This is a genomic window from Rathayibacter sp. AY1A5 (assembly GCF_002930875.1).
Classification (GTDB): domain Bacteria; phylum Actinomycetota; class Actinomycetes; order Actinomycetales; family Microbacteriaceae; genus Rathayibacter.
This window is the reverse complement of record NZ_PSTM01000007.1, coordinates 22445-44917: the sequence shown is the minus strand read 5'-3', so window position 1 is coordinate 44917 and position 22473 is coordinate 22445. Positions and strand designations below refer to the sequence as shown.

The window sequence follows — 22473 nt, the reverse complement described above, 5'->3', positions numbered from 1 at the left end:
CCGACCGGCCCCGTCCGCCACAGAGGAGGGAAGGAGTGAGGCGGGACTCCCGCCCTCTCGATGGGAAGGGGTCAGTTCCGGCGGGGTGCGCCAGGAAGATCCTCGCAGGGGACGCCGTCCCCGTCTCCATCCAAGTTGCCGGCGTTGGCGTAGGTCTGGAACCAGGCGTTCGCTTCTGCCCAGTTCGAGAATGACGGGCACGTCCTGATCGGCCCATTCGGTCGCGGACCCGGCGCCGGCGCCGCGGCCTGCGTGCTCGCCCAGAGTGCGCGGCCCTGCGGCGAGTAGATCACCAGGTTGCCGTCGTTCTGCATGACCATCCGGGAGCCCGGGCTGCCCGCCGTGCCGGACTGCCAGCGCGCTCCGCCGGAGCCCGCGTAGACCACGGCGTTGCCGTCGGACTGCATCTCGAGCCGGTTGCCGCCTCCGGACGTGCCGGCCGCCCAGCGGGCCGAGCCGCGCGAGTAGACGACGAGGTTGCCGTCGCCCTGCATGACCGCCTCGCTCCCTCCGTCGGAAGAGCGCAGCAGCTGACCGGACGTGAGCCGGTTCCCGGAGGAGAGGGTGTCCCGGACGGCGGGCGCGGGCGGCGCCGGAGGAGTGTCGCTCGCCCACAGCGCGCGGCCCGAGGCGGAGTAGACGACCAGGTTGCCGTCGTTCTGCATCTGCAGGCGGGATCCCGGGTTGCCCGCCGTACCCGAGGTCCAGAGGGGTCGGCCCGAGGCGGAGGTGACCACGGCGTTGCCGTCGGACTGCATCGAGAGCGTCTCGCCCTCGCCCTGGGTGCCGGCGCCCCAGCGGACGTCCCCCCGCGCGTAGACCGCGAGATTGCCGTCGCCCTGCAGGGAGGCGCGCGACCGGCCGTCCGGCGAGGTGAGCTGCTGTCCCCGGCTGAGCCGCGAGCCGGAGGAGAGGACGTCGCGGATCTCAGGCGCGCGCGAGGTCGAGCTCGCCCAGAGCGGCCGTCCGGAGGCGGCGGTGATCACCAGGTTGCCGTCGTTCTGCATCCGCATCCGCGCGCCCGGGTTCCCGGGCGTTCCCGCCTGCCAGCGCACGCCGGACCCGGCGGCCGAGACCACCGCGTTCCCGTCGGTCTGCATCGCGAGGCGGTTGCCCGCTCCGGAGGTGACGGAGCTCCAGCGCGGGGATCCGTCCACGGAGACGACGAGGTTGCCGTCGCTCTGCATCGCGGCGCGCGAGCGGCCGTCGGAGGCGGTCAGCTGCTGTCCCGGAGAGAGCTCGCGCCCGCTGTCGAGGACGTCGGCGATCGGCTCCGGCTCGGGCTCCTGCTCGTCGGCCGAGGACCAGGCCGTGTCCCCGTTCGGGCGGACGAGCACGAGCTGCCCGTCGTCCTGGATGAGGGCGAGCGCGCCGGTCTCTCCCGCGGTCCCGGACGCCCAGACGGGCGTGCCGGAGCCGGTCACGACGACGAGGTTGCCGTCCTCCTGCATCCGCACCGTGGTCGCTCCGGTGCCCTGGGTCCTGGTGCTCCAGACGGGGCGGCGCCCGGCGTCGTAGATCACGGCGTTGCCGTCCGCCTGCATCTCGAAGCTCGCGGAGTCTCCGTTCGAGAAGATGCGCTCCCCCGCGTCGAGCGAGTCGCCGCCGAGGAGAGCGTTCGTGTAGGTCTGCGATCCGCGCGCCTTCGCGGGCGGAGTCTCCCCCGGGACGAAGGCGGTCGGAGTCTCGGCGACGGCCTGCGTCGCGAGGGCGGACGGCGCCAGAGCGGCGGAACCGCCCGCGGCGAGCAGGCAGGCGAGGGCCATCGCCGCGAGGCGATGAGGAGGTCGTGGCACGGAGAGCCCTTTCGGAGGCGGCGGCGGCGGCGGCGGAAGCCGGGGTCGAGCGGAGCCTGGCACGCGCTCGCTACGGCCGTCCATCCGGGCCGCGCGGAACCACTCAGCCGGAGCGGGCGATCCGCGCCGGCTGCGCGGGCGCCGCCTCCGGACCACGGAGCCTCCGGCCGGCTCGCGCGCCCCGGTCGGGGGCGGCGGCGATCGACGCGGATCGACGGAGGACGTGCTCCCACGGCCGGAGCGCACCCCGCGCGGGCGCCCCGGGAGGCGGCTCGGACCTCCCGCGGCACGGAGGAGGTCCCCGTTCCTCCTAAAATCGGAGGCATGTCGAAAGTGTTGAGCAGTCTGCCCGTGGGCGAGCGTGTCGGAATCGCATTCTCGGGAGGCCTCGACACATCCGTCGCCGTCGCCTGGATGCGCGAGAAGGGCGCGGTGCCCTGCACGTACACGGCCGACATCGGCCAGTACGACGAGCCCGACATCGAGAGCGTCCCGTCCCGCGCGGCCCAGTACGGCGCCGAGATCTCGCGCCTCGTCGACGCGAAGAGCGCGCTGGTCGAGGAGGGGCTCGTCGCCCTGCAGTGCGGCGCTTTCCACATCCGCTCCGGCGGCAAGACCTACTTCAACACCACCCCCCTCGGCCGCGCCGTGACCGGCACCCTCCTCGTCCGCGCCATGCGCGAGGACGGCGTCGACATCTGGGGCGACGGCTCGACCTACAAGGGCAACGACATCGAGCGGTTCTACCGCTACGGCCTGCTCGCCAACCCCCGCCTGCGCATCTACAAGCCCTGGCTCGACGTGCAGTTCGTCAACGAGCTCGGCGGCCGCACCGAGATGTCGGAGTGGCTGGTCGCCCGCGGCTTCCCCTACCGCGACGCCACCGAGAAGGCCTACTCGACCGACGCCAACATCTGGGGCGCCACCCACGAGGCCAAGCGCCTCGAGGAGCTCTCCAGCGGCCTTGAGCTCGTCGAGCCGATCATGGGGGTCGCGTCGTGGCGCGACGAGGTCGAGATCGCCTCCGAGGTCGTCTCGGTGCGCTTCGAGGCCGGCCGCCCCGTCGCGCTGAACGGCGTCGAGTTCTCGGACGCCGTCGCGCTCGTGCTCGAGGCGAACGCGATCGGCGGACGCCACGGGCTCGGCGTCTCGGACCAGATCGAGAACCGGATCATCGAGGCCAAGAGCCGCGGCATCTACGAGGCCCCCGGCATGGCGCTGCTGCACATCGCCTACGAGCGCCTGCTGAACGCGATCCACAACGAGGACACCGTCGCCCAGTACCACTCGGAGGGCCGCCGTCTCGGCCGCCTGATGTACGAGGGCCGCTGGCTCGACCCGCAGTCGCTGATGCTGCGCGAGTCCATCCAGCGCTGGGTCGGCTCGGCCGTCTCCGGGGAGGTCACCCTGCGTCTGCGCCGCGGCGACGACTACACGATCCTCGACACGACCGGCCCCGCGCTGAGCTACCACCCGGACAAGCTCTCGATGGAGCGGGTCGGCGACGCCGCCTTCGGCCCCGAGGACCGCATCGGGCAGCTCACGATGCGCAATCTCGACATCGCCGACTCCCGCTCGCGGCTCGAGCAGTACGCGGCCGCCGGCCTCGTCGGCGGTCCGACCGCCGAGCTCGTCGGCGAGCTCGAGATCGGCGAGGCCGACGCGATCACCGAGGGCGGCGGGTCCGCAGCGGCCGATGCGCTCGGACGCGCCACCGACCTGGCCTCGGAGGGTGCGGCGTTCGACGCCGGAACCGACTGAACCCGCCCGCCCGACGCCCCCGCGCGCATCCGTCCCACGGGGACGCGAGGCGCACGGGGGCGTCGTGCTGTGCGGACCGACCCGGCGCGCCGGCTGCGAGGGCGGGCCCGGCGCGAGAGCGGTGCTCCGGCGTTCGTCGCGACGGCCGTCAGGGCACGGAGGATCGGACGAGCGCGAGCGCGGCGTCCACGGTGGCGAGCGACTGCGCCGGATCGACGCGGGCCAGCACGAGCGCGGCCACCAGGAGCGACACGAGGACGTCCGCCTGAGCCGACGCCCACGCCTGCGCGTCGGGCCAGCGGGCGAGCGCTCCGGCGCGCAGTGCGCCCAGCAGCTCGGCCCGGTAGTCGGCGATCACCTCGCGCACGGCGTCGTCGCGCGCGATCGGCGCGCCCGCGGCGTTGAGCAGCAGGCAGCCGCTCCTCGCGGAGAGCGTGCGGGAGTCGGCGAGCGCCGCCCGCAGCCCGGCGAAGTACTCCTCGAGCGCCGTCGGCGACGCCCCTCGCGGATCGACGAGCGGGGCGAGCCGGGGCCGCACCACCTCGTCGAGGTAGCTCTGCACGGCAGCGTCGAAGAGCCCGCGCTTGCTGCCGAAGGCGTGGTAGAGGCTGGAGCGGCGCAGTCCGGTCGCGGACTCCAGGTCCGGGAGCGACGCCTCCTCGAAGCCGCTCTCCCAGAAGACGGCGCGGGCGGCGCGGACGACCTGCTCGGTGTCGAAGCCCTGCGTGCGACCCACGGTGCTCCTCCTGAGGGGTGACAGCTGCGGCGCCGCACTGGCGCGGACCGCTCGCTCCAGTATATTGTGGACTGGTCGTTACACAATCGGTGCGGAGCCCTCCGCATCACGACCATCGCCTGGAGGCCCGCCGTGATCGTTCTCGGACTGGTGCTCGCCGCTCTCGCCGCGGCGCTGCACGTTTACATCTTCGTGCTCGAGTCGGTCCTCTGGACGACCTCGCGCGCCCGAACGACGTTCGGCACGACCGCCGGCGAGGCGGAGGCGACGAAGGAGATGGCCTACAACCAGGGCTTCTACAACCTCTTCCTCGCCGTCGTCACCGTGGCGGGCATCGTCGCCGTCGCGATCGGCGCCACCGCCGTCGGCGCGGCCCTCGTCTTCGCCGGCGCCGGATCAATGGTCGCCGCAGCACTCGTCCTGCTCCTCTCCGCTCCGACCAAGCGCCGCGCCGCGCTGACCCAGATGACCCCGGGTCTGCTCGCGGTGATCGCGCTCGCCGTCGGCCTCTCACTCTGATCCCCTCCGCTCCACCACCACGAAAGGTCCTATGAGCACCGTCACCAGCACCCAGATCCAGCTCGTCCGCCGCCCCGACGGCTGGCCCGTCGCCGAGGACTTCCGGACCGCGACCGTCGAGTACGGCGACCCGGCCGCGGGCGAGATCCGCGTCGAGAACGCCTTCCTCTCGGTCGACCCCTACATGCGCGGCCGCATGAACGACGTGAAGAGCTACACCCCGCCCTTCGCCCTCGGCGAGACCATGACCGGCGGTGCCGTCGGCCGGGTGACCGTCTCCGACGACCCCGCGTTCCCCGTCGGCAGCGCGGTCCTGCACCAGCTCGGCTGGCGCGACGTCGTGCAGGCCGAGTCGTCGCAGTTCCGCGTCGTCCCCGAGATCCCCGGAGTGCCGCTCTCGCTCCGCCTCGGCATCCTCGGGATGACCGGACTCACCGCCTACGTCGGGCTCACCGCCATCGCGGGCATGAAGGAGGGCGACACCGTCTTCGTCTCGGGCGCCGCGGGAGCCGTCGGCTCGGCCGCCGGCCAGATCGCGCGCCTCCTCGGAGCCGAGCGGGTCGTCGGATCCGCGGGTTCGGCCGAGAAGGTCGCCCTGCTGACCGAGAAGTACGGCTACGACGCCGCCTTCGACTACCACTCCGGCCCGGTCCGCGAGCAGCTGGCCGAGGCCGCGCCCGACGGGATCGACGTGTACTTCGACAACGTCGGCGGCGACCACCTCGAGGCGGCCCTCGACGCCTTCCGCGACGGCGGCCGCGCGGCGCTCTGCGGAGCGATCGCCGGCTACAACAGCACCGAGAAGACGCCCGGCCCCGACAACATGGCGAACATCATCACCCGCGGTCTCACGCTGCGCGGCTTCACGCTGTCCGGCTACCTCGACCACGCGCCGGAGTTCAACCGGCTGATGGCCGGCTGGTTCGCCGACGGAGAGATCGCCTACGACGAGACCGTCGTCGACGGCATCGACCACGCCGTGGACGCGTTCCTCTCGATGATGCGCGGCGGCAACACCGGGAAGATGGTCGTCCGCGTCTAGCGCCGACCCCGTGCGGCGGGCGCGAGGAGGGGGCACCTCCGGACGCCCGCCGCACCCGTCCTCCGCCTCCCTGTCCGGGATCTCCGAGCATGCTCGCGGATCCGCGGGGCCGTTCGGTCCGGGCGGTGGCAGACTGCGGACATGAGCACGTTCTCGCACCGGACCGGCGCCTCCGCGCTGGCAGCAGCAGCACTCGTCCTCGTCCTCTCCGGCTGCGCGGGCAGCGGCGGAGCCCCGTCCGCGCGGACGCCGCTCCCGACGCCGACCGCGACGGCGACCCCGACGTCTTCGCCGACTCCCGCTGCGACGCCGACTCCCACCGTGACCGTGACGGTCACGGCGACCCCCGAGCCCTCGTCGACCGGTTCTCCCGACGCGGATCCGGCGGCGGCGCGCTGCACGGGCTCCGACCTGACGATGGAGTACCGCCCCGACCCCGACGCGTCGGGTGCCGGGAACAGCGCCTTCGACCTCGTGCTCACCAGCACCTCCTCCTCCGACTGCGCTCTCGCGGGCATCCCCGGCGTCTACGCGACCGACGCCGACGGGAACCGGATCAGCGCGGTCGCCGACGCGTCCGGCCCGAACCCCGACGCTCCCGTGATCCTCGTCCCGGGCGCCCGGGCGGACGTCCGGGTCGCCTGGCACTCCCCCGGCGCCTACGGCTGCACGGTCGGGACCTCCGCGTTCCTCGTCGCCGAGGTCCTCGACGCCCCGGACGGCGCGGTCCGCGCCCCGGCCGAGCTCCAGGTGTGCACCGACGGCACCGTGATGATGGATGCCTCCGCCTACGCGCTGCTCTGAGCCCTCCCCGAGCGCGCACGCCTCCCGCGCGGCTCGCTCACCGGGCGCGACCCCTTGACCGGGCGCGGCGCAGCCGGGACCCTCGCACTACACGTCCCCACCCCACCCCGGAGGTCACCATGAAGGTCGGCTCACTCGTTCTCCGTCTCGCCGTCGGCGGGCTCTTCGTCGGACACGGTCTGCAGAAGCTGCGGGGCTCGTTCGACGGCCCCGGCCTCGACGGCACCGAGCAGATGATGTCGAGCCTGGAGATGCACCCGGCCCGGCGCAACGCCGTCGCCGCAGCGGCGACCGAGACGGCCGGAGGCGCCGCTCTCGCCCTCGGCGCCGCGACTCCGCTCGCCGCCGCCGGACTCGTCGCCACGATGGTCACCGCCGTGCGCAAGGTGCACTGGAGCAACGGCCTGTGGAACGCGGGCGGCGGGTGGGAGTACAACGCCGTCCTCGTCGCGGCGACGGCCGCGATCGTCGCGGACGGCCCCGGCGCGCTCTCGTTCGACGCCCTGATCGGCAAGCGCAAGTGGGGAGCCGGCTGGGCGCTGTTCGCCCTGATTGGCGGAGTGGCTGCGTCGACCGCCCTGATCGAGGCCGGCCGACGCGCCGCGCCGGTCGGAGCGGGCACCTCCGGCTCCGACGACGGCGGGTCGGACGACGACGGCGCCGACTCGACCGCCTCGTAGCCCCGCTCCCCGCACTGTGCGGGCGCGGTAGCGTCGGAGGCGTGATCGAGACACGCGCCTCCGACCCCGACCGCCCCGAGACCGACGCGCTCGCCCTCTGGCTCGCGGCGGTCGAGCGCCTCGACGCTCAGGACGACCCGGACGGCGTCGTCGAGCGGATGCGCGTCCTCGCAGCCCGCTACCCGGGACACGACGGAGTCGCCGCTTTCGAGCTGGGCGGCGCCCTCGACAGCGCGGGACACGAGGCGGAGGCGGCGGTCGAGTACGAGCGCGCCCTCGCCGCCGGCCTGGATGACGAGCGGCGGGCGCGGTTGACGATCCAGTACGCCTCGACACTCCGGAACCTCGGCCGCACCGATGAGGCGATCGACCTCCTCGCCGGCGCCGCCGCGCACCCCGCGGTGGGCTCCGCGCGGGAGGTGTTCCTCGCGCTCGCCCTGCACAGCGCCGGGCGCGTCGACGAGGCCCTGCGGATCGCGCTGGAGGCGCTGGCTCCGGGGCTCCCCCGGTACCAGCGCTCCGTCCGCGCCTACGCCGCCGCCCTCACCGACCCCGAGCAGTAGCGCGGAGGCTCGGCGCGGCGAGCGCCGAACCTCCATGGGCGCCGACTCAGTCCTCGAGCAGGATCGCGTCGATCTGCCCCATCGCCTGGCGGAGTCCCTCCTCCATGCCCATCTGGACCATCTGCTCGAGCTGCTCGACCGACTCGAAACGGCTGCTGAGGACCATCCGCGTGCGCCCCGGCTCGATCTCGTCGAGGGTGACCGTGGCCCGGGTGATCCCCAGCGCGTCGACCGGGTCGCCGCGCTCGTCGGCGAAGCCGTCCTCGAACTCGAACCGCGTCGGCTCCTCCACCCGGGTCACGCGCCACCAGCCGCGCGCCTGCTCGCCGTCCGGTCCCGTCATGACGTAGGCGCTCCGTCCGCCCTCGACCGGCTCGTGCCGCTCGAAGGTCGCCGGCCAGGTCGGCGGCCCCCACCAGCGCTCGAGAAGGCGCGGATCCGTCCAGAGGAGCCAGACGCGCTCGATCCCCGCGTCGAACTCGGCGGTCACGGTCAGGGTCAGTTCCTCGATGTCCTTCACGGACTGCAGCACGCTCATCGCGCCTCTCCCCCCAGCAGATCCCGCGCGCCGGTCGGCTCGCGGGTGTCACTCCTCGTCGAGGAGGTCCGACATGCGGTCGATCCTCCCCGCCCACAGCTGCTCGTAGGCGTCGAGCAGGCGCGACGCCCGCCGCACTGCGGCGACCTCGCCCTGCACCAGCTGCTCCCGCCCCCTCCTCCGCTTGCGGACGAGTGCCGCCCGCTCGAGGACGGCCACGTGCTTCTGCACCGCCGCGAACGACATCTCGTAGCGCGCCGCGAGTGCGGAGACGGACTGCTCGCCGACCAGCACCCGGGCGACGATGTCGCGGCGGGTGCTGTCGGCCAGCGCCCGGAAGAGCAGGTCGATGTCGGCGTCCATTCGTACAACCATGTGGTTGCACATTAGGGCCGTCCCCTCCCCCGCGCAAGAGCATCCGTCTCCGGGGCGAGCGCACCGACCGGCGCCCGACCTCAGGCGCTCGCGGCATCGAGGGCCTCGGCAGCGGCCGCGAGCACCCAGTCCGGCAGGGGGCGGGCCGCGAACAGCGAGGCGTAGAGCCGGGCCATCGAGTCGTCGGGGTCGAGCCGCAGCGCCTCGTCGAGGTGGAGCCCGGCGAGGCTCGAGACTCCCCTCGCCCACCAGCACCACGCGAGAACGGTGAGCACGGAGGAGCGCGCCTCCTCCGGCGCCAGCGCGGCGGCACGGGCGAGGAGCCCGGTCGCCCGCGCCAGACGGGCGCGCTCCGGAGCGCGCCCGCTGCCGAGCAGCAGTGCCGACAGCTCGAGGTCGTGGTCGTCGTCCGTTCCGGCGCGGGCCTCGCCCACCGCGCCGGGCGGCACTCCCACTCCCGCCTGCGGGCTCCGCGCGATCTGCACGGTCACCCGGTCTCGGAGGGGCGGCGACTGCAGGGTCCGCACGATCAGTCCTTCGCGGCGGACGTCCCGCGGTCCGCTGAGCCAGCGCTCGACGAGCCGTTCCGTGTCGCCGACCAGGGGCGGCCGGCGGAGCACCTCCGCGACGAGCGCGCGATCCTCCTCGACGACCGGCGGCAGCACGGAGAGCGCGTCGATGTCCAGAGGCTCATCGGCCACCGCTCGGGCGAGGACGCCGGTCTCGCTCCGCTCGATCTCGAGGAGCGGACGTGGCCTGCGGCACTCCTCGGCGTCCGTGTAGCGCCCCCATCCGTCGGCGGCGATGCAGGCCACGGCGATGATGTCCAGGCGCGTGCGCTCCAGGCGCCGGAGCACCGCGTGGCCGAGGTCGAGATGCGGGATCCCCCGCTCCTCGGCGTAGCCCGCACGGGTGCAGACCACCACCAGCACACCGGTGGCCCGCGGCATCGTCTCCATCATGGCCGCGCAGCCGCCCGCCAGCGCCTCCGCCTCCATCCCGCGCAGCGTCTCCGGGAGCGGGATCCGGAAGCCTCCCCCGGCGCGCGTGCCGAGGAACGGCACCACTACGACGGATTCCTCCGGACGGATGCCGATGATGGAGGGGACGGCCGCCAGGAGGTCCTGGATCGCGCTCGCCCGCAGGACTTCGGGATCGCGGCGGCGGGACGGAGGAGCAGGGGTTCGCTGTGTGGATGTCATGTCCGACACCCTGCTCGCGTCGCCGGCGGTGCAGGATCCCGCAGGCTCGGACCGGGGAGAACCGGGGCGGACCGGCGCCTGTGGAGGAGCGTCCGGGGCCGGCGGCTCAGCCGGCCGCGGGAGCCCGCAGCACCTTCGCCATCGGCCGTCCCTTCGCGATCTCGTCGATCAGCTTGTCGAGGTACCGGATGCGCTGCATCAGCGGATCCTCGATCGTCTCGACTCGCACGCCGCAGATCACTCCCGTGATCGCCGAGGCCTGCGGAGGCAGGCGCGCCTCCGCGAAGAACTCCTCGAAGGTCGTCCTGCTCTCGAGGTGCCGGGCCAGCTCCTCGTCCGAGAAGCCGGTGAGCCAGCGGACCGCCTCGTCGACCTCCTCCCTCGTCCGGCCCTTGCGCTCCGCCTTCGCCACGTAGAGGGGGTGCACGTCGGCGAACGCCACGGAGAAGATCCTGCTCATGGCCGGGAAGCGTACTCGCGCGACGCCCGGCGCGGCAGAGGCGCCCGCACCGCTATCCTCCCCAGTGGCCCTCGCGCCTCCACCCCGCAGCCCACAGAGAGAACCACCGTGAGCCTCCTCCGCACCAAGTCCGTCGAGCAGTCGATCGCCGACACCGATGAGCCCGAGTACAAGCTCAAGAAGTCGCTGACCGCGCTCGATCTCACGGTCTTCGGCGTCGGAGTCGTCATCGGCGCCGGCATCTTCACCCTCACCGGCCGCGCCGCCCACGACATCGCCGGACCGGCGATCGTCCTGAGCTTCGTCGTCGCCGCCTTCGCCTGCGCCCTCGCGGCCATGTGCTACGCCGAGTTCGCCTCCACGGTCCCGGTGTCGGGCTCCGCCTACACCTTCTCCTACGCCTCCCTCGGCGAGCTCTTCGCCTGGATCATCGGCTGGGACCTGATCCTCGAGCTGTTCCTCGGAGCGAGCGTGGTCGCGCAGGGGTGGAGCGCGTACCTCGGGTCGCTGCTGCAGCAGCTGGGAGTGACTCTCCCGCCGGCGCTCACCTACGGCGGCGTGGTCGACGTGCCGGCGATCCTGCTCGTCCTCGCGCTCGGCGCGCTGATGACCTTCGGGATCAAGGAATCGCTGCGCGTCAACCTGGTGCTCGTCGCGATCAAGCTGTTCATCGTCCTGTTCGTCATCATCGCGGGCCTGCAGTTCGTGAACACCGCCAACTACACCCCGTTCGTCCCCGCCGCCGAGCCCTCGCCGTCCGCGTCCGGTCTGACCCAGCCGCTGCTCCAGTTCCTCTCGGGCATCGAGCCGGCCACGTTCGGCGTCGGCGGCATCATCGCCGGCGCCTCCCTGGTGTTCTTCGCCTACATCGGGTTCGACGTCGTCGCGACGACCGCGGAGGAGACCCGCCGCCCCCAGCGCGACCTGCCCATCGGCATCATCGCCTCGCTGATCATCTGCACGGTCCTCTACTGCGCCGTCGCCCTCGTCGTGACCGGCATGGTCCCCTACCGCGAGCTCGACCCGTCGGCCGCGCTCGCCAATGCGTTCGCCTACCACGGGCAGACCTGGATGGCGACGGTCATCTCGGCCGGCGCCGTCGCCGGTCTGACCACCGTCGTGCTGACGCTGCTGATCGGAGCGACGCGCATCATCTTCGCGATGGCGCGCGACGGGCTCCTCCCCCGGCGCCTGGCCACCGTCCACCCGCGCCTGCGCACGCCGTGGTTCACCTCCGTGGTCGTGACCATCGTCGTCGCGCTGCTCGCCGGGCTCACTCCGATCGGCGTGCTCGAGGAGATGGTCAACATCGGCACGCTCTCGGCGTTCGTGCTGGTCTCGGTCGGCGTCGTGGTGCTGCGCCGCAAGCGGCCCGACCTGAAGCGCGGCTTCCGGGTCCCGCTGAACCCGTGGCTCCCGCTGCTCTCGGCCCTGATCTGCACCTACCTGATGCTCAACCTCTCGATCGAGACCTGGCTGCGCTTCCTGATCTGGCTGGCCGTGGGCTTCGCGATCTACTTCGCCTACTCGCGCAGCCACGCGAAGATCGGCACGCAGCCCTAGGGGGCCAGGCCCACCTTCGGCCTGGCCCAGGAGCGTCCGCGCGTGTCCTTGAGGATGTCGTACTCCACCTCGACGTGCGGCTCGATCGCGCTGTACTTGTCGTTCGGGGCGCCGATCACGAGCTGGAAGCCGAGACCGCGCCACGCACCGATCGCCCGCTTGGTGAAGTGGGCGTCGGCCTTGATCAGCGCCTCGTCCATGAAGACCGGGGCGTACCGGGGGCGGTCTGCTCCCGCGTCGCCGAGCTGATAGCGCAGCGCCGCTCCGACGATGAAGGCGATCAGCTCCTGCGACTCCCCGCCGGACTTCTCGCCGATGTGGTCGTACAGCGCCACGTGCGCTCGGGTGACGGCGTCCACGCGCTCGGCGCTGACCCGGACGTGGTTGCGGACGTCGACGAGGTCGCCGAAGTCGGGCGCGGTGCGCCGCAGCCGCTGGATGAGCCGGGACATCCGCCGGTAGACCTGCTCGCGCTCCTCCTCCGCGGACACGGCCTGGATCTGCGCGCGCACCTCGCGGAGCTCGCGGCGGAAGCGACGGCGCACCTCCGACTGGTTCTCGCGCGTCGTGATCTGCAGGCGGTGGCCGTCGTCGTAGAACGGCAGATCCTGCAGGATCACGTTGATCGGCTCGATCCGCTCGCGGATCTCCCGCAGCGAGCGGCCGAGCGTGGAGTCGAAGCTCGTGAGGTCGTTGCCGGAGAGCGTGAGCAGGCTGTCGCGCCACTCGGTCTCGAGCCGGTGCAGGCCGCTGGTCTCGAGGGCGTCGAGCAGCCGCTCGAAGTCGCCCGCGGACGCCTCGGGGTCCGCGAGCAGGTTGGGGTTCGGCCAGCGGTCGAGGAAGCCGGCCATGATCCGGCCGGCGCTCTCGCGCTGCTGCTCGTGCGCCTCGGCCGCGGAGCGGCGGTCCTCCGCCAGTCGCTGCGCTGCCGTGGCGAGCGCTGCGTCGAAGCGGACCAGGACGTCCGAGGCGCTGCCGGACGCCGCGGCCTCGGTCAGCGTGAACCGGGCGTCGAGGAAGGCGCGCTGGTCGTCGTCGAGCTCGCGTCCTGCCTGCTCCGCCGCATCGAGAACCGCCTGGCTCGCGTCGACGTCGTCGACCACGACGGCCCACTCCGCCTCGATCCGCTCGCGCTCCACACCGGCGCGCGCGATTTCCTGGCGGAGGCGCTCGAGGCGGCCGCGCAGCCCGTCGATCTGCTCCTGCAGCCCGGCGAGCTCGGGGTTCGCCTCCGCCGCCTCGGCGCCGACCGCCTCCCAGCGCTCCTGCTCGGCGAGCAGCGACTCGACGTCGACCGTCTCCCAGCTCACCAGCGCGAGGCGGGCGTGGCGCGTCATCCGGTCGTCGAGCGCATCGAGGGCCTCCTCCGCCGCCGACGCCGCCGAGACGGCCGCCGCGCTGCGGGCCCGGGCCGCCTCGACCAGGGCGTTCAGCTCGCGGAGACGACCGGTGTTGGAGAAGCCGAGGACGTTCGCGGCGCCGTGGCCGCCGTGCGCACCGCGCTGCCCCTGCGAGAGCTGACCGGTGAGGGTCAGGGCGAGCCGGTGGCGCCCGAGCTCCGCAGCGCTGTCGACGCACACGTAGCCGAAGCGGTCCTCGAGCCGGTCCTGCAGCCAGCCGGTGAAGGCGGTGGCGCGGTAGTCGAGGCGCCCGGGCAGCGTCTGCGGGTCGAGGCCCCGCACCTCCTCGAGCCCGGTCTCCACGCCCTCGTAGCGGAGCCGGACCGGGAGCCGGAGGGAGTCGATGGCGCGGCGGAAGCGGTCGAGGTGGGCGGAGTCGATCATCAGCGTCGTCGCGAAGCCGCCGAGGGCGAGCGTGAACGCCTCGCGCCAGGGCTCGAACTCGGCACGCACCTCGACCAGCTCGCCGACGAAGGGCAGGTCGTCGGCGGTGAGGCCGGCTGCCTCCGCGATCCGCTCGCGCGCCTCGTGCAGAGGCCGGGGGATGCTGTCCCGACGGTCCGAGGCCGAGCGCTGCTCCGCCTCGAGCTCGGCGAGCTCGCGCGCCGCGGCCTTCCGCTCGGCGACCGCGTCCGACCAGGCCGCACGGGTGCTGCGCTTGGCGTCGGCCGCGCTCGCCGCCCGGGCGAGCACCGCCTCGAACCGCTCGCGGGTGGTCTCCGGCTCGCCGAGAGCGCGCAGGTCCTCCTCGAGCCGGGCGCGGTTCTCGCGCGCCGCTCCCAGCCGCCGCTCCACCTCGCGGAGCTCGCGCTGGGCCGTCTCGAGGCGGTCGCCGCCGGAGGCCCGCAGCACCTCAGCGAGCCCGTCCCGCTCCGACTCCGCCGCCTCGGCGAGCGCCCGCTTCTCGCGGAGCACGGCGTCGACGGCGCGGGTGCGCTCGCGCAGCTCGACCTCGACGTCGCGCAGCAGGCCGAGGCGCTGCTCAGCGCGCCACAGGGCCGCCGGCGACACCGGGGCATCGAACTCCCCGAGCGCGTCGATGAGGCGCACGCGCTCCGCGGACGCGGCGATGCGCAGGCGCAAACCCCGCAACGGCTCGAGTGCCGCGACCTGCTGGCGCGCGGTGAGCATCCGCTGCCGCGTGCTCTCGAGCTCGTCGAAGTGGGCGACGACCGCGTCGGCGGAGGCCAGGGTCTCGGGCTCCTCGAGCACGAGCCGCTTGTAGAGGTCGTCGACGGTCGTGATCTGCTGACCGGCCTGGATGCGGGCGAGCAGGCTCATCGCCTTCGATCCGGCTCCCGCCGCTCCGATGCCGAGCACCGCGTGCAGACGCGCCGAGAACTCGCGGTCGGTGCCGAGCGGATCCAGCCCCGCCGCGCGCAGCGACGCGTCGGAGAAGCGGTGCGCCGCCGCCCGGTCGAGCGCGGCGAGGTCGACCGGGCCCTCGGCGCTCGCGCGGATCCGCACGGTCTCCTCGAGCACCCGGGAGCCGGCCGGGACATACCAGGCGCGGACCGCGCTGAAGCGAGAGCCGTCGTGGTCGACCCAGGTCATCGCGACGGCGGTCCAGGTGTCGACTCCGTCGCCGCGCAGGACGCGCATGGTCGTGCCCTCGTCCGTGCGCGACTCGTCGAGCTTGCCGCGCGCGTAGGAGAGGATGTTGCGCTGGTCCTCGCCGCGCGGACGGCCCGTCACTCCGCCGTTCGAGGCGCCGTTGAACGGCGTGGTGTGCGGCATCATCAGGGCGATGTAGGCGTCCATCAGCGTGGACTTGCCGGAGCCGGAGCCGCCGCAGAGCAGTGTGGCCCCCGGCGAGAAGCGGACCCGGTGCGCGCCGTCGTAGCCGCCCCAGTTGACCAGCTGCAGGTCCTCGGCGAGCCACTGCTGACCGCGGGAGGCGGCGGGGATCAGGCCGAAGAGGGTGTCGAGCATCGTCATCGGGGGTCGTCCTCCGGGTCGGGGGTGTCGTCGTCGGTCGGCTCGTCGTCCAGCGGCTCGTCGTCGGCCGGCTCGTCGTCCGCGACATCGGTCCCGGGCAGGACGCCGTCCGTGGGCGGGTCCGCGTCCTCGTCGAGGCCGTCGTCCTCGAGCGCGTCGTCGTCCGCCTGCTCCGGATCGTCCGAGCCGGGCTCCTCGGCGACCGCCGCTTCTGCGACCACCGAGGAAGCGTCTTCGCCCGCCCGCCCGCGCAGCCAGTCGCTCAGCTCCCGCAGCTTCGGCGCGCTCAGCACGATCTCCACGATCGGGCTGATCCTGTACCGCCCTGCGGACTCCTCGTCGACGATGCCGTCGCGCCCGAGCCGCTCCAGCGCCTTGCGGACCATGCGCTGCCGGCGGGCGGTGTCGCGCTCGGCGTCGGCGAAGTAGCTGAGCACCGTCTGCTCGACCTCCTCGACGTCCACGCGCGCCGACGCCTCGCCGGTCGCCGACTCCCGCTGATGGACCGTGCGCAGGTGCACCAGCACCAGCGTCTCGGCGCGGGTGTAGGGGAGGTCGCGCAGCAGCACCGGCATCTCCACCTCGTCGGAGCGCACCTGCTGCTTGTAGGCGACCCCGCGCTCGTGGTCGACGACGAGCCGCACGAACAGGTCGTTCAGCCGCGACTCGATCAGCTGCCGGTGCTCCTGGAGCACGGCCCACTGCTCGCGGTGGCGGTCGGCCAGGAGGAAGCGTCGCTGCAGCACGTGCACGAGCACCCGGCGCACCTCGGTGTCGAGGACGCCGCGGTCGCCGGGGAAGAGCTCGTCGGGATCCTCCTCCATCGACACGGGCGCGATGAACGGATCGGCGGCGGGCCCGTCGGTCGCCAGGGTGTCACTCATCGTCGGTCTCCTCCTCGGTGCGGGCGGTCACGGATCCGAAGGCGAAGCGGCGCACGGTCCCGTCGGGTCGGCGCGTGCTCACGACGGAGTAGCCCTCGCGGTCGACGAGGCCCGTCCGGTGCGCGATCTCGAGCAGCCCGAGCAGGTCGACGGGCCGTCGAGTGTCCTCCGGAGCCGCGCTGAACGCGTCCGCCAGATCGAACTCGTCGCCGAGCTCCGCCACGTAGGCCTCCAGCTCCGCGTAGCGGGGACCGCCCCAGGCCCGGCTGTCGTCGCCGACGAACTCGGCGTCGCCGTCGTCTCCGGCCAGGGGCGGCGGCCCGCCGGCCGGGCGCACGTCGCCCAGGGTCTGGCGCAGGTGGCCGATTCCGGCGACGGGCAGGTGCCGCAGCGGCGCGACCGCCGCGTCCGGCGAGATCCCGCCCGTCCACTCCTGGAGCCCCGCCATCACGTCGCGCAGCAGCTCGTCCACCTGGCGGTCGCGAGCGGGATCGTGGGTGCGGACCTGGCCCGTGATGACGTGGGACGCGCGACGCTGCGCGGTCAGGACCTCCTGCACGCCCAGCTCCACCCGGCGGCCGATCGCGGCCAGCTCCCCGCGCTGGGCCGGGTCCATCAGGCGGGAGAACGGCTGCACGAGCACGGTGTGCAGCTGATCGGCGAGCGCATCGATCCGCTCGGGGTCGCCCAGGAGGCGGAGGGCTCCGGCGAACGCACGGCCCTCGCTGGTGGCCTGCATCACGTGCTGCCCGCGCTCGAGGTACTCCCGCAGCACCTCGCCGGTCGGACGGACGTCGCGGCGCAGGTCCGCGACCACGTCGCGCTGCATCGCCTTGATCGACTCCGCCACCCGCGCGAAGTCGGCCGGCAGCTCGCGGGCGAGGTGCACCACGTTCTCGGCCTCCTCCAGGAGCTGCTCGTCGTCGGCCGGCTCGAGACCGGCGCCCTCCTCGAGTGCGGCGATCTCGGCGTCCAGGCGCGCCCGCTCCTCGCGGAGCCGCGAGAGCCGGGCCTCCGGGTCGGGCTCGACGTCCGCGGCCAGCCGCTCGACCGCCTCCAGCAGAGTGCGCACCCGCGAGTTCGAGACGCGCGTGCGTCCGCCTCCGGTGCGCCCGGTGATCTCGAGGGCGCTCACGGCGTGGGCGCTCAGCCGGTAGACCTCGGCCTCGCCCTCGATCTGCGGCACGAGCCAGCCGACGCGGACCCAGTAGCGGCACACCTCGCGCGCCGTGCCGCTCGGCAGAGCGCGCTCGCCCTCGTCGTACCCGGCCGAGCGGAGCTCTTCGAGCAGCTCCCCCACCTCGGCGTGCGCGTCGGCGACCGCCACGGCCTGCCGGTCGACCGTGAACACGAGCGACAGAGCGGCGACGACGAACGGCGCGTAGCGGCCGTGGAGGAGATCGAGTGTCGGCGTCCGGAAGGCGCCGAGGGAGCGCAGGTAGGCGGCCTCGGCGCGGGAGTTCGACATCGCCCTCAAGGATAGGCGGCGGGCCGGGCGCCCGAGGACGGCCGCGCCTGGGCCGCAATCCGACCAGCGCCTTCAGGCGCCGTCGGGGCGGAAGCCTTTGTAGAGCGTGAGCGCGAGGGCGGTGCGGTCGCGGAGGCCGAGCTTGCGCAGCAGCGCCGAGACGTGGTTCTTCACGGTGCCCTCGGCGAGCACGAGGGCGGCCGCGATCTCCCTGTTGGTCCGCCCTTCGGCCACCAGCTCGGCGACCACCCGCTCGCTCCGCGTGAGCAGCGTCAGCGGGCTCTCGCCGGTGCGACCCGGCTGGACGGCCGGCCGGGCGACGCGCGGATCGATCACCATCCCGCCGGCGATCACCGCGTCGAGGGCCACGACGAGACCCTCCACCGAGGTGTCCTTCAGGAGGAATCCGGAAGCGCCGGCCGAGAGGGCCGCCTGCACGAGCGCGTCGTCGTCGAAGGTCGTCAGAAGGAGGACGGGCAGACGCGGATGGAGCTGCGCACACTCGGCGGCGAGCTCCACGCCGCCCATGACCGGCATCCGCGCGTCGGTGACGACGACGTCCACCTCCGTCGTGCGCAGAATGTGCAGAGCAGCCTGTCCGTTCTCGGCCTGGGCCGAGACCACGACACCCTCGACCGTCGAGAGGAGCATGACCAGCCCACGGCGGATCATCTGCTGGTCCTCCACCAGCAGCACTCGCCTCGGTGTCGTCTCCGTCACGAGGCGCGGCTCTCCCGTTCCCCGTCGGCGCCTCCGAGAGGGATCGAGAGGCGCAGGAGGAACCGGTCGCCGATGCGCCGCGCCGTCAACCGACCTCCGCGAGCCGTCGCGCGATCGTCGAGGCCGCGCAGCCCGAACCCCAGCACAGGCTCGCCGTCGCTGATCCCGTTGCTCCTTCCCGCGCCGATGTCGCTGAGCAGCGAGAGCTCGAGCCGGACGTCGTCTGTCTCGATATCGATGCGGACTCTGCGGGCAGCGCCGTGCCGCAGAGCGTTCGTCAGCCCTTCCTGCACGCCTCGGTAGACGACGAGCGCGGTCTCATCGTCGCTGGTGAGCACACGGTCCGACGCCTCGTCGCCGACCACATCCACGGTCACGCCCGTGCCGCGGAAGGACTCCGCGATCAACTCCAGCGCAGCCAGGCCGCGGGCGCCCGCGTCCCGGAAGGGACTGAGCGCTCGTACCCACATCCGCATGTCCGCGAGAGCCTCGCTCGACGTGGATCGGGCGGTGCGGACCTCGGCCCACGCCTGCTCGGCATCGGCGGAGCGCAGGCGATCAGCGAGCTCGAGACTCATCGAGACGAGGGTCAGCTTGTACCCGAGGCCGTCGTGGAGCTCGCGTGCGCTCCGGGCGCGCTCGTCCGACAGCAGCAGCTCCTTCTCCGTCTCGGAGGCGCGATGCAACCGCCTGATCACACGCTGGTCGGCGGATCGCTCGCTCTCGAAGCCGCGAAGAGAGAGTCCCAGGGCGATCCCGAAGCACATCAGCACGGCCACGGGCACCACGTTGAGCAGACCGTCGAGCACTCCGGAGAGCAGCGCCCTCCCCGAGCCGACGGCGCCCCCGACATGGAGGGCCAGTCCGACGGAGGCGATCCAGATCATCGCGTGCGCCCCTGCGCGGAGCGAGACGTCGACCACCGCGAACGCCCCGACGAGGAGGAGGACCGGGATCGTGAAATCGAGCCGGCCGAAGACGACGACCGGCGTCGCCGCGACGATGGACACCGTCGTCACGGCGACCCCGTGTCCCGCTCGGATCAGTCGGGGCCGGACGGCCCAGAGCCCGGCGATCACAGGCACCAGCGCGAGCCATGTGACCGCGACCGCTGCACCCGTGCCTCTCTGCGCGGAGTCCACGACGCCCAGGATCCCTGCCAGGACGAGGCAGCACAGGGCGATCGCCTGAAGTGCGATGACGGTCCTGTCCACGGTGCTCGACAGGGACGGCGCGACCGCTACCCGCTCGTGTCCTGCCGCTGACGGCGCGGAGATCTCCGCCGCCGTCTCCGGAGTTGAGCCCATGTCGACAACTGTAGCTCCGACTCCGGGATGCCGACCCGTGACCGCAGTCACGCCCTCACCGTGACTCCGGTCATCCTCATCCGTGACTTCGGCGGGAGGTGGTCGACTGCGGACCTTCTTAGCCTCGAAGTCAACGCCGGGAGCCGCATCCCGCACCGCGAGACAAGTCGGACAGGAAAGGGAAGCGATGCCGCTCGACCTCGAATATCTCCGGTACTGCCGCCCGGGCAACCCGTTCTACGCGGTCGCCGAGGAGGGGGACGACATCGATGGCGACGCCTTCGACGTCGCGTCCTTCGCTCCGGAGGACTGGCAGGTGAGGGAGTCGCGGCCGTGGCGGAACTGGATGCCGGACGGTTGCCTCCTCCCTCGTCAGGGATGGAAGCTCCACCTCTCGTCGACACTCGATGACGCGGAGAAGGTCCTCGCCGCTGCTGCACGCTACTGCTTCGCCTCCCGACTGCCTTTCAAGCATCTCTCGACCACCTCTCACCTTCTGATGCAGAACGGCAAGTACGCCGATCGAGCGGGAGCTGGGAAGTTCATCACCGTGTATCCCGGTTCGGACGACGAGTTCGCCCGAGCGCTGGAGGACCTCGACGTCCGTCTTCGCGGGTTCAGAGGCCCGTACGTACTGTCCGACCGGCGGTGGAAGTCCGGGCCTGTGCACTTCCGTTACGGCGCCTTCGTCCCGTCCGAGACGGAGAGCGGCTTCGTCTCGACGGTGCTCGACCCGGACGAGAACGAGGTGGAGGACGTCCGGCGGCCGACGTTCACACCTCCCCCGTGGGCTTCACTACCGGAGTCCGTCACTGTCGGGGCGGAGAACGAGGAAGAGGTCGCCTTCGGCTTCACGATGCTCTCAGCGCTGCACTTCTCGAACGGTGGTGGTGTCCATCTCGCTGAAGCGACGACCGACGAATTCGTGCCGATCGGGACGATCGTGGTCCTCAAGGAGGCGCGCCCGCACGCCGGGTTGGACGCCGACGGAGTCGACGCCGTGACTCGCCTGGCTCATGAGGAGGAGGTGCTCGTCGATCTGCAGTCCCTGGACTGCGTACCCGTCTTCTACGGATCCTTCACGGCCTGGGAGCACCGATACCTGGTCATGGAGCACATCGAGGGGAACGATCTGAAGCGCGAATGGATGACGAGGACTCCGCTGCTCCGACCAGCACCGCGGCGCGTCGGTGACCCTGCATACACCTCCTGGCTGACCACGACCGTCGCTCGCCTCGACGCCGCTCTCGCCTCCGTGCACCGCGCAGGATGGCTGCTCGGCGACATCCACCCGAAGAACGTCATCATGCGGAACGGCACGCACCCGTGCTTCCTCGACTTCGAGTTCGCGCATCGAATGGATCCGGAGTGGCGTTGTCGCCAGGGAGCGCCCGGCTACGAGCCCCTGGAAGGCCTGAAGGGGACGGAAGCGGACGAGTGGTCGCTCGGCATCCTCGAACTCGATCTCCTCTTCCCCCAAGCGACGATCGCCGACCAGGGCAACGTCGCGAAGATCGAGCAGCTCCTCCGAGCAGCCGCAGACGATCTCGCGGTTCCGCCCGCCGTGCTGCGGTCGATCAGGACCTCCACCCTCGACGTACTCCCCGGCTCCGGTCAGAGGTCGATCGACGAAGACGTCGGTCGACTCGCCGCCCTCTCGGACGACCAGCTGCGCGGCCAGATCGCCCGCGGTGTCGCATCGGTGCTTCAGTGGACGGACGACTCGCCGGTCGTTCCCGGAGACATCCCTGTCCTCGCCCGCGACAGCGCGGACCACCGTGCCGGATTCCCCTACGGCGCGGCTGGAGTCGTCGCTGTCTTAGGACGATCCGGAGATGTCGACCTCGAGGCCGCCGATCACTGGCTCGCCGCTCGCGTGGCCCAGGTGCGGTCGCGTGGTCTCTGCGGACGCGAGGGAATTCGCTACGCGGCTCGCCAGGCAGGACTCGCGCGCACACTCGAGGTCCTCGACCGCAGGCCCTCGGCCGCCCCTTCAGGTCCGACGCTGTGGTCGGGGTGGGCCGGTGCAGGGCTCGCCGAGCTCGCAGACGGAGGGGACCCGTCGGAGGCGGCCCACCATCTCACCACGCTGCTCGATGAGGACGTCCGAGGAGCCTCCGTCGGCCTCCTGCACGGATGGTCTGCGGCCGCGATCCTGTTCGCCCGACTCCACGAAGCCACTGGCGACGACTTGTACATCACGCTCGCGATACGAGCCGTCGACGCCGATCTGGCGCGCTGTGCGATCACCCGGAACAACACTCTCGAGTTCGATGAGGGATGGAGGACTCTTCCTTACCTGGGGATCGGCTCGACCGGGCCCGGCCTGGCGATCCTGGAGCTGCGGCGGGTCACGGGCGAGGAGCTCTTCGCCGATCCCCTCGCGTCCATCGACGCCGCCGCGTCCTACCAGCAGTGCGCGCAGGCCTCACTCGCCCACGGTCTGTCCGGATTCCTCGTCTACCTCCGCCGCCGCGTACTGCACCGCCCGAGCGCGGAACTCGAGGAGGTCCTCCGCTCGCACGTCCGGTCGCTGCGCCTGCACGCCGTGCTCGACGACACCGGCGTCTTCTTCCGCGGCAACCAGAACCTCCGACTCTCGTCGGACTACCTGACCGGCTCGCTCGGAGTGCTCGCAGCGCTCGACGAGCTCGAGACCGGACGCTCCGCCCTGCCGTTCGGACTCTGACCGAGTCGGCCCGAGACGAGGAGAGGAG

Annotated in this window: 19 protein-coding genes; 8 read left to right on the top strand and 11 right to left on the bottom strand. The window is 72.5% G+C overall.

Annotated elements, in window-relative coordinates; all coding sequences use genetic code 11:
- Positions 1-71: 71 nt before the first annotated feature.
- Entirely contained in the window at positions 72-1766 is a 1695-nt protein-coding gene (locus C5B98_RS06505; protein ID WP_181065472.1) for an excalibur calcium-binding domain-containing protein, read from the bottom strand.
- 354 nt (positions 1767-2120) lie between these two features.
- On the opposite strand from C5B98_RS06505, the gene argG reads away from it, so the two are divergent.
- Positions 2121-3557 (top strand): argininosuccinate synthase, encoded by a 1437-nt coding sequence (gene argG / locus C5B98_RS06500; protein ID WP_104222545.1) that lies wholly within the window; start codon positions 2121-2123, stop codon positions 3555-3557.
- Between the two features lie 148 nt (positions 3558-3705).
- On the opposite strand, the gene C5B98_RS06495 is transcribed toward argG, so the two are convergent.
- Positions 3706-4293, bottom strand: coding sequence for a TetR/AcrR family transcriptional regulator (locus C5B98_RS06495; RefSeq protein WP_104327495.1), 588 nt, complete (start codon positions 4291-4293; stop codon positions 3706-3708).
- 132 nt (positions 4294-4425) lie between these two features.
- On the opposite strand from C5B98_RS06495, the gene C5B98_RS06490 reads away from it, so the two are divergent.
- The 5 genes from C5B98_RS06490 (at position 4426) to C5B98_RS06465 (ending at position 7901) form a co-directional block, all read left to right on the top strand.
- Positions 4426-4812, top strand: coding sequence for a DUF1304 domain-containing protein (locus C5B98_RS06490; protein ID WP_104261131.1), 387 nt, complete (start codon positions 4426-4428; stop codon positions 4810-4812).
- Between the two features lie 31 nt (positions 4813-4843).
- The gene (locus tag C5B98_RS06485) at positions 4844-5854 is read left to right on the top strand and encodes an NADP-dependent oxidoreductase (RefSeq protein WP_104222542.1); all 1011 of its coding nucleotides are present in this window, start codon (positions 4844-4846) and stop codon (positions 5852-5854) included.
- Between the two features lie 141 nt (positions 5855-5995).
- Positions 5996-6658 carry a DUF4232 domain-containing protein gene (locus tag C5B98_RS16865; RefSeq protein ID WP_181065471.1) on the top strand — a complete coding sequence of 221 codons (663 nt, stop codon included), beginning with the start codon at positions 5996-5998 and terminating at the stop codon, positions 6656-6658.
- A gap of 119 nt (positions 6659-6777) precedes the next feature.
- Entirely contained in the window at positions 6778-7338 is a 561-nt protein-coding gene (locus C5B98_RS06470; protein WP_104327493.1) for a DoxX family protein, read from the top strand.
- Between the two features lie 41 nt (positions 7339-7379).
- A complete protein-coding gene (locus C5B98_RS06465; protein WP_258063453.1) occupies positions 7380-7901 on the top strand; it encodes a tetratricopeptide repeat protein in 522 nt (173 codons plus the stop codon).
- 46 nt (positions 7902-7947) lie between these two features.
- On the opposite strand, the gene C5B98_RS06460 is transcribed toward C5B98_RS06465, so the two are convergent.
- From C5B98_RS06460 to C5B98_RS06445, 4 genes are all read right to left on the bottom strand, one after another.
- Positions 7948-8439 carry an SRPBCC domain-containing protein gene (locus C5B98_RS06460; protein ID WP_104327492.1) on the bottom strand — a complete coding sequence of 164 codons (492 nt, stop codon included), beginning with the start codon at positions 8437-8439 and terminating at the stop codon, positions 7948-7950.
- 48 nt (positions 8440-8487) lie between these two features.
- Positions 8488-8814 (bottom strand): metalloregulator ArsR/SmtB family transcription factor, encoded by a 327-nt coding sequence (locus tag C5B98_RS06455; RefSeq protein WP_104222609.1) that lies wholly within the window; start codon positions 8812-8814, stop codon positions 8488-8490.
- A gap of 80 nt (positions 8815-8894) precedes the next feature.
- Positions 8895-10016 (bottom strand): DUF4192 family protein, encoded by a 1122-nt coding sequence (locus tag C5B98_RS06450; RefSeq protein ID WP_104309599.1) that lies wholly within the window; start codon positions 10014-10016, stop codon positions 8895-8897.
- 106 nt (positions 10017-10122) lie between these two features.
- Positions 10123-10476, bottom strand: a complete 354-nt coding sequence (locus C5B98_RS06445; RefSeq protein WP_104222536.1) for a DUF2200 domain-containing protein — start codon at positions 10474-10476, stop codon at positions 10123-10125.
- Positions 10477-10584: 108 nt separating this feature from the next.
- On the opposite strand from C5B98_RS06445, the gene C5B98_RS06440 reads away from it, so the two are divergent.
- Positions 10585-12039, top strand: a complete 1455-nt coding sequence (locus tag C5B98_RS06440) for an amino acid permease (protein WP_104327491.1) — start codon at positions 10585-10587, stop codon at positions 12037-12039.
- On the opposite strand, the gene C5B98_RS06435 is transcribed toward C5B98_RS06440, so the two are convergent.
- From C5B98_RS06435 to C5B98_RS06415, 5 genes are all read right to left on the bottom strand, one after another.
- Positions 12036-15377: an ATP-binding protein gene (locus tag C5B98_RS06435; RefSeq protein ID WP_104327490.1), complete on the bottom strand. Its 3342-nt coding sequence runs from the start codon at positions 15375-15377 to the stop codon at positions 12036-12038. The two genes, C5B98_RS06440 and C5B98_RS06435, sit on opposite strands and share 4 nt — an antisense overlap.
- Positions 15374-16261 carry a DUF4194 domain-containing protein gene (locus tag C5B98_RS06430; protein WP_104327489.1) on the bottom strand — a complete coding sequence of 296 codons (888 nt, stop codon included), beginning with the start codon at positions 16259-16261 and terminating at the stop codon, positions 15374-15376. The genes C5B98_RS06435 and C5B98_RS06430 overlap by 4 nt, the downstream gene beginning before the upstream one ends.
- Entirely contained in the window at positions 16254-17729 is a 1476-nt protein-coding gene (locus C5B98_RS06425; protein ID WP_104327488.1) for a DUF3375 domain-containing protein, read from the bottom strand. The genes C5B98_RS06430 and C5B98_RS06425 overlap by 8 nt, the downstream gene beginning before the upstream one ends.
- 72 nt (positions 17730-17801) lie before the next feature.
- Positions 17802-18449 carry a response regulator transcription factor gene (locus C5B98_RS06420; RefSeq protein WP_258059250.1) on the bottom strand — a complete coding sequence of 216 codons (648 nt, stop codon included), beginning with the start codon at positions 18447-18449 and terminating at the stop codon, positions 17802-17804.
- On the bottom strand, positions 18446-19756 hold the full coding sequence (locus C5B98_RS06415) for a sensor histidine kinase (RefSeq protein WP_104327487.1): 1311 nt from the start codon (positions 19754-19756) through the stop codon (positions 18446-18448). The genes C5B98_RS06420 and C5B98_RS06415 overlap by 4 nt, the downstream gene beginning before the upstream one ends.
- 187 nt (positions 19757-19943) lie before the next feature.
- On the opposite strand from C5B98_RS06415, the gene lanKC reads away from it, so the two are divergent.
- Complete coding sequence (gene lanKC, locus C5B98_RS06410) at positions 19944-22445, top strand: class III lanthionine synthetase LanKC (RefSeq protein ID WP_104327486.1); 2502 nt, start codon at positions 19944-19946, stop codon at positions 22443-22445.
- Positions 22446-22473: the final 28 nt, after the last annotated feature.

Excerpts from the sequence above, each read along its gene's own strand:
- C5B98_RS06505 (WP_181065472.1), bottom strand. The coding sequence starts at position 1,766 with ATGGCCCTCGCCTGCCTGCTCGCCGCGGGCGGTTCCGCCGCTCTGGCG.
- argG (WP_104222545.1), top strand. The coding sequence starts at position 2,121 with ATGTCGAAAGTGTTGAGCAGTCTGCCCGTGGGCGAGCGTGTCGGAATC.
- C5B98_RS06485 (WP_104222542.1), top strand. The coding sequence starts at position 4,844 with ATGAGCACCGTCACCAGCACCCAGATCCAGCTCGTCCGCCGCCCCGAC.
- C5B98_RS16865 (WP_181065471.1), top strand. The coding sequence starts at position 5,996 with ATGAGCACGTTCTCGCACCGGACCGGCGCCTCCGCGCTGGCAGCAGCA.
- C5B98_RS06470 (WP_104327493.1), top strand. The coding sequence starts at position 6,778 with ATGAAGGTCGGCTCACTCGTTCTCCGTCTCGCCGTCGGCGGGCTCTTC.
- C5B98_RS06460 (WP_104327492.1), bottom strand. The coding sequence starts at position 8,439 with ATGAGCGTGCTGCAGTCCGTGAAGGACATCGAGGAACTGACCCTGACC.
- C5B98_RS06455 (WP_104222609.1), bottom strand. The coding sequence starts at position 8,814 with ATGGTTGTACGAATGGACGCCGACATCGACCTGCTCTTCCGGGCGCTG.
- C5B98_RS06450 (WP_104309599.1), bottom strand. The coding sequence starts at position 10,016 with ATGACATCCACACAGCGAACCCCTGCTCCTCCGTCCCGCCGCCGCGAT.
- C5B98_RS06445 (WP_104222536.1), bottom strand. The coding sequence starts at position 10,476 with ATGAGCAGGATCTTCTCCGTGGCGTTCGCCGACGTGCACCCCCTCTAC.
- C5B98_RS06435 (WP_104327490.1), bottom strand. The coding sequence starts at position 15,377 with ATGACGATGCTCGACACCCTCTTCGGCCTGATCCCCGCCGCCTCCCGC.
- C5B98_RS06430 (WP_104327489.1), bottom strand. The coding sequence starts at position 16,261 with ATGAGTGACACCCTGGCGACCGACGGGCCCGCCGCCGATCCGTTCATC.
- C5B98_RS06425 (WP_104327488.1), bottom strand. The coding sequence starts at position 17,729 with ATGTCGAACTCCCGCGCCGAGGCCGCCTACCTGCGCTCCCTCGGCGCC.
- C5B98_RS06415 (WP_104327487.1), bottom strand. The coding sequence starts at position 19,756 with ATGGGCTCAACTCCGGAGACGGCGGCGGAGATCTCCGCGCCGTCAGCG.
- lanKC (WP_104327486.1), top strand. The coding sequence starts at position 19,944 with ATGCCGCTCGACCTCGAATATCTCCGGTACTGCCGCCCGGGCAACCCG.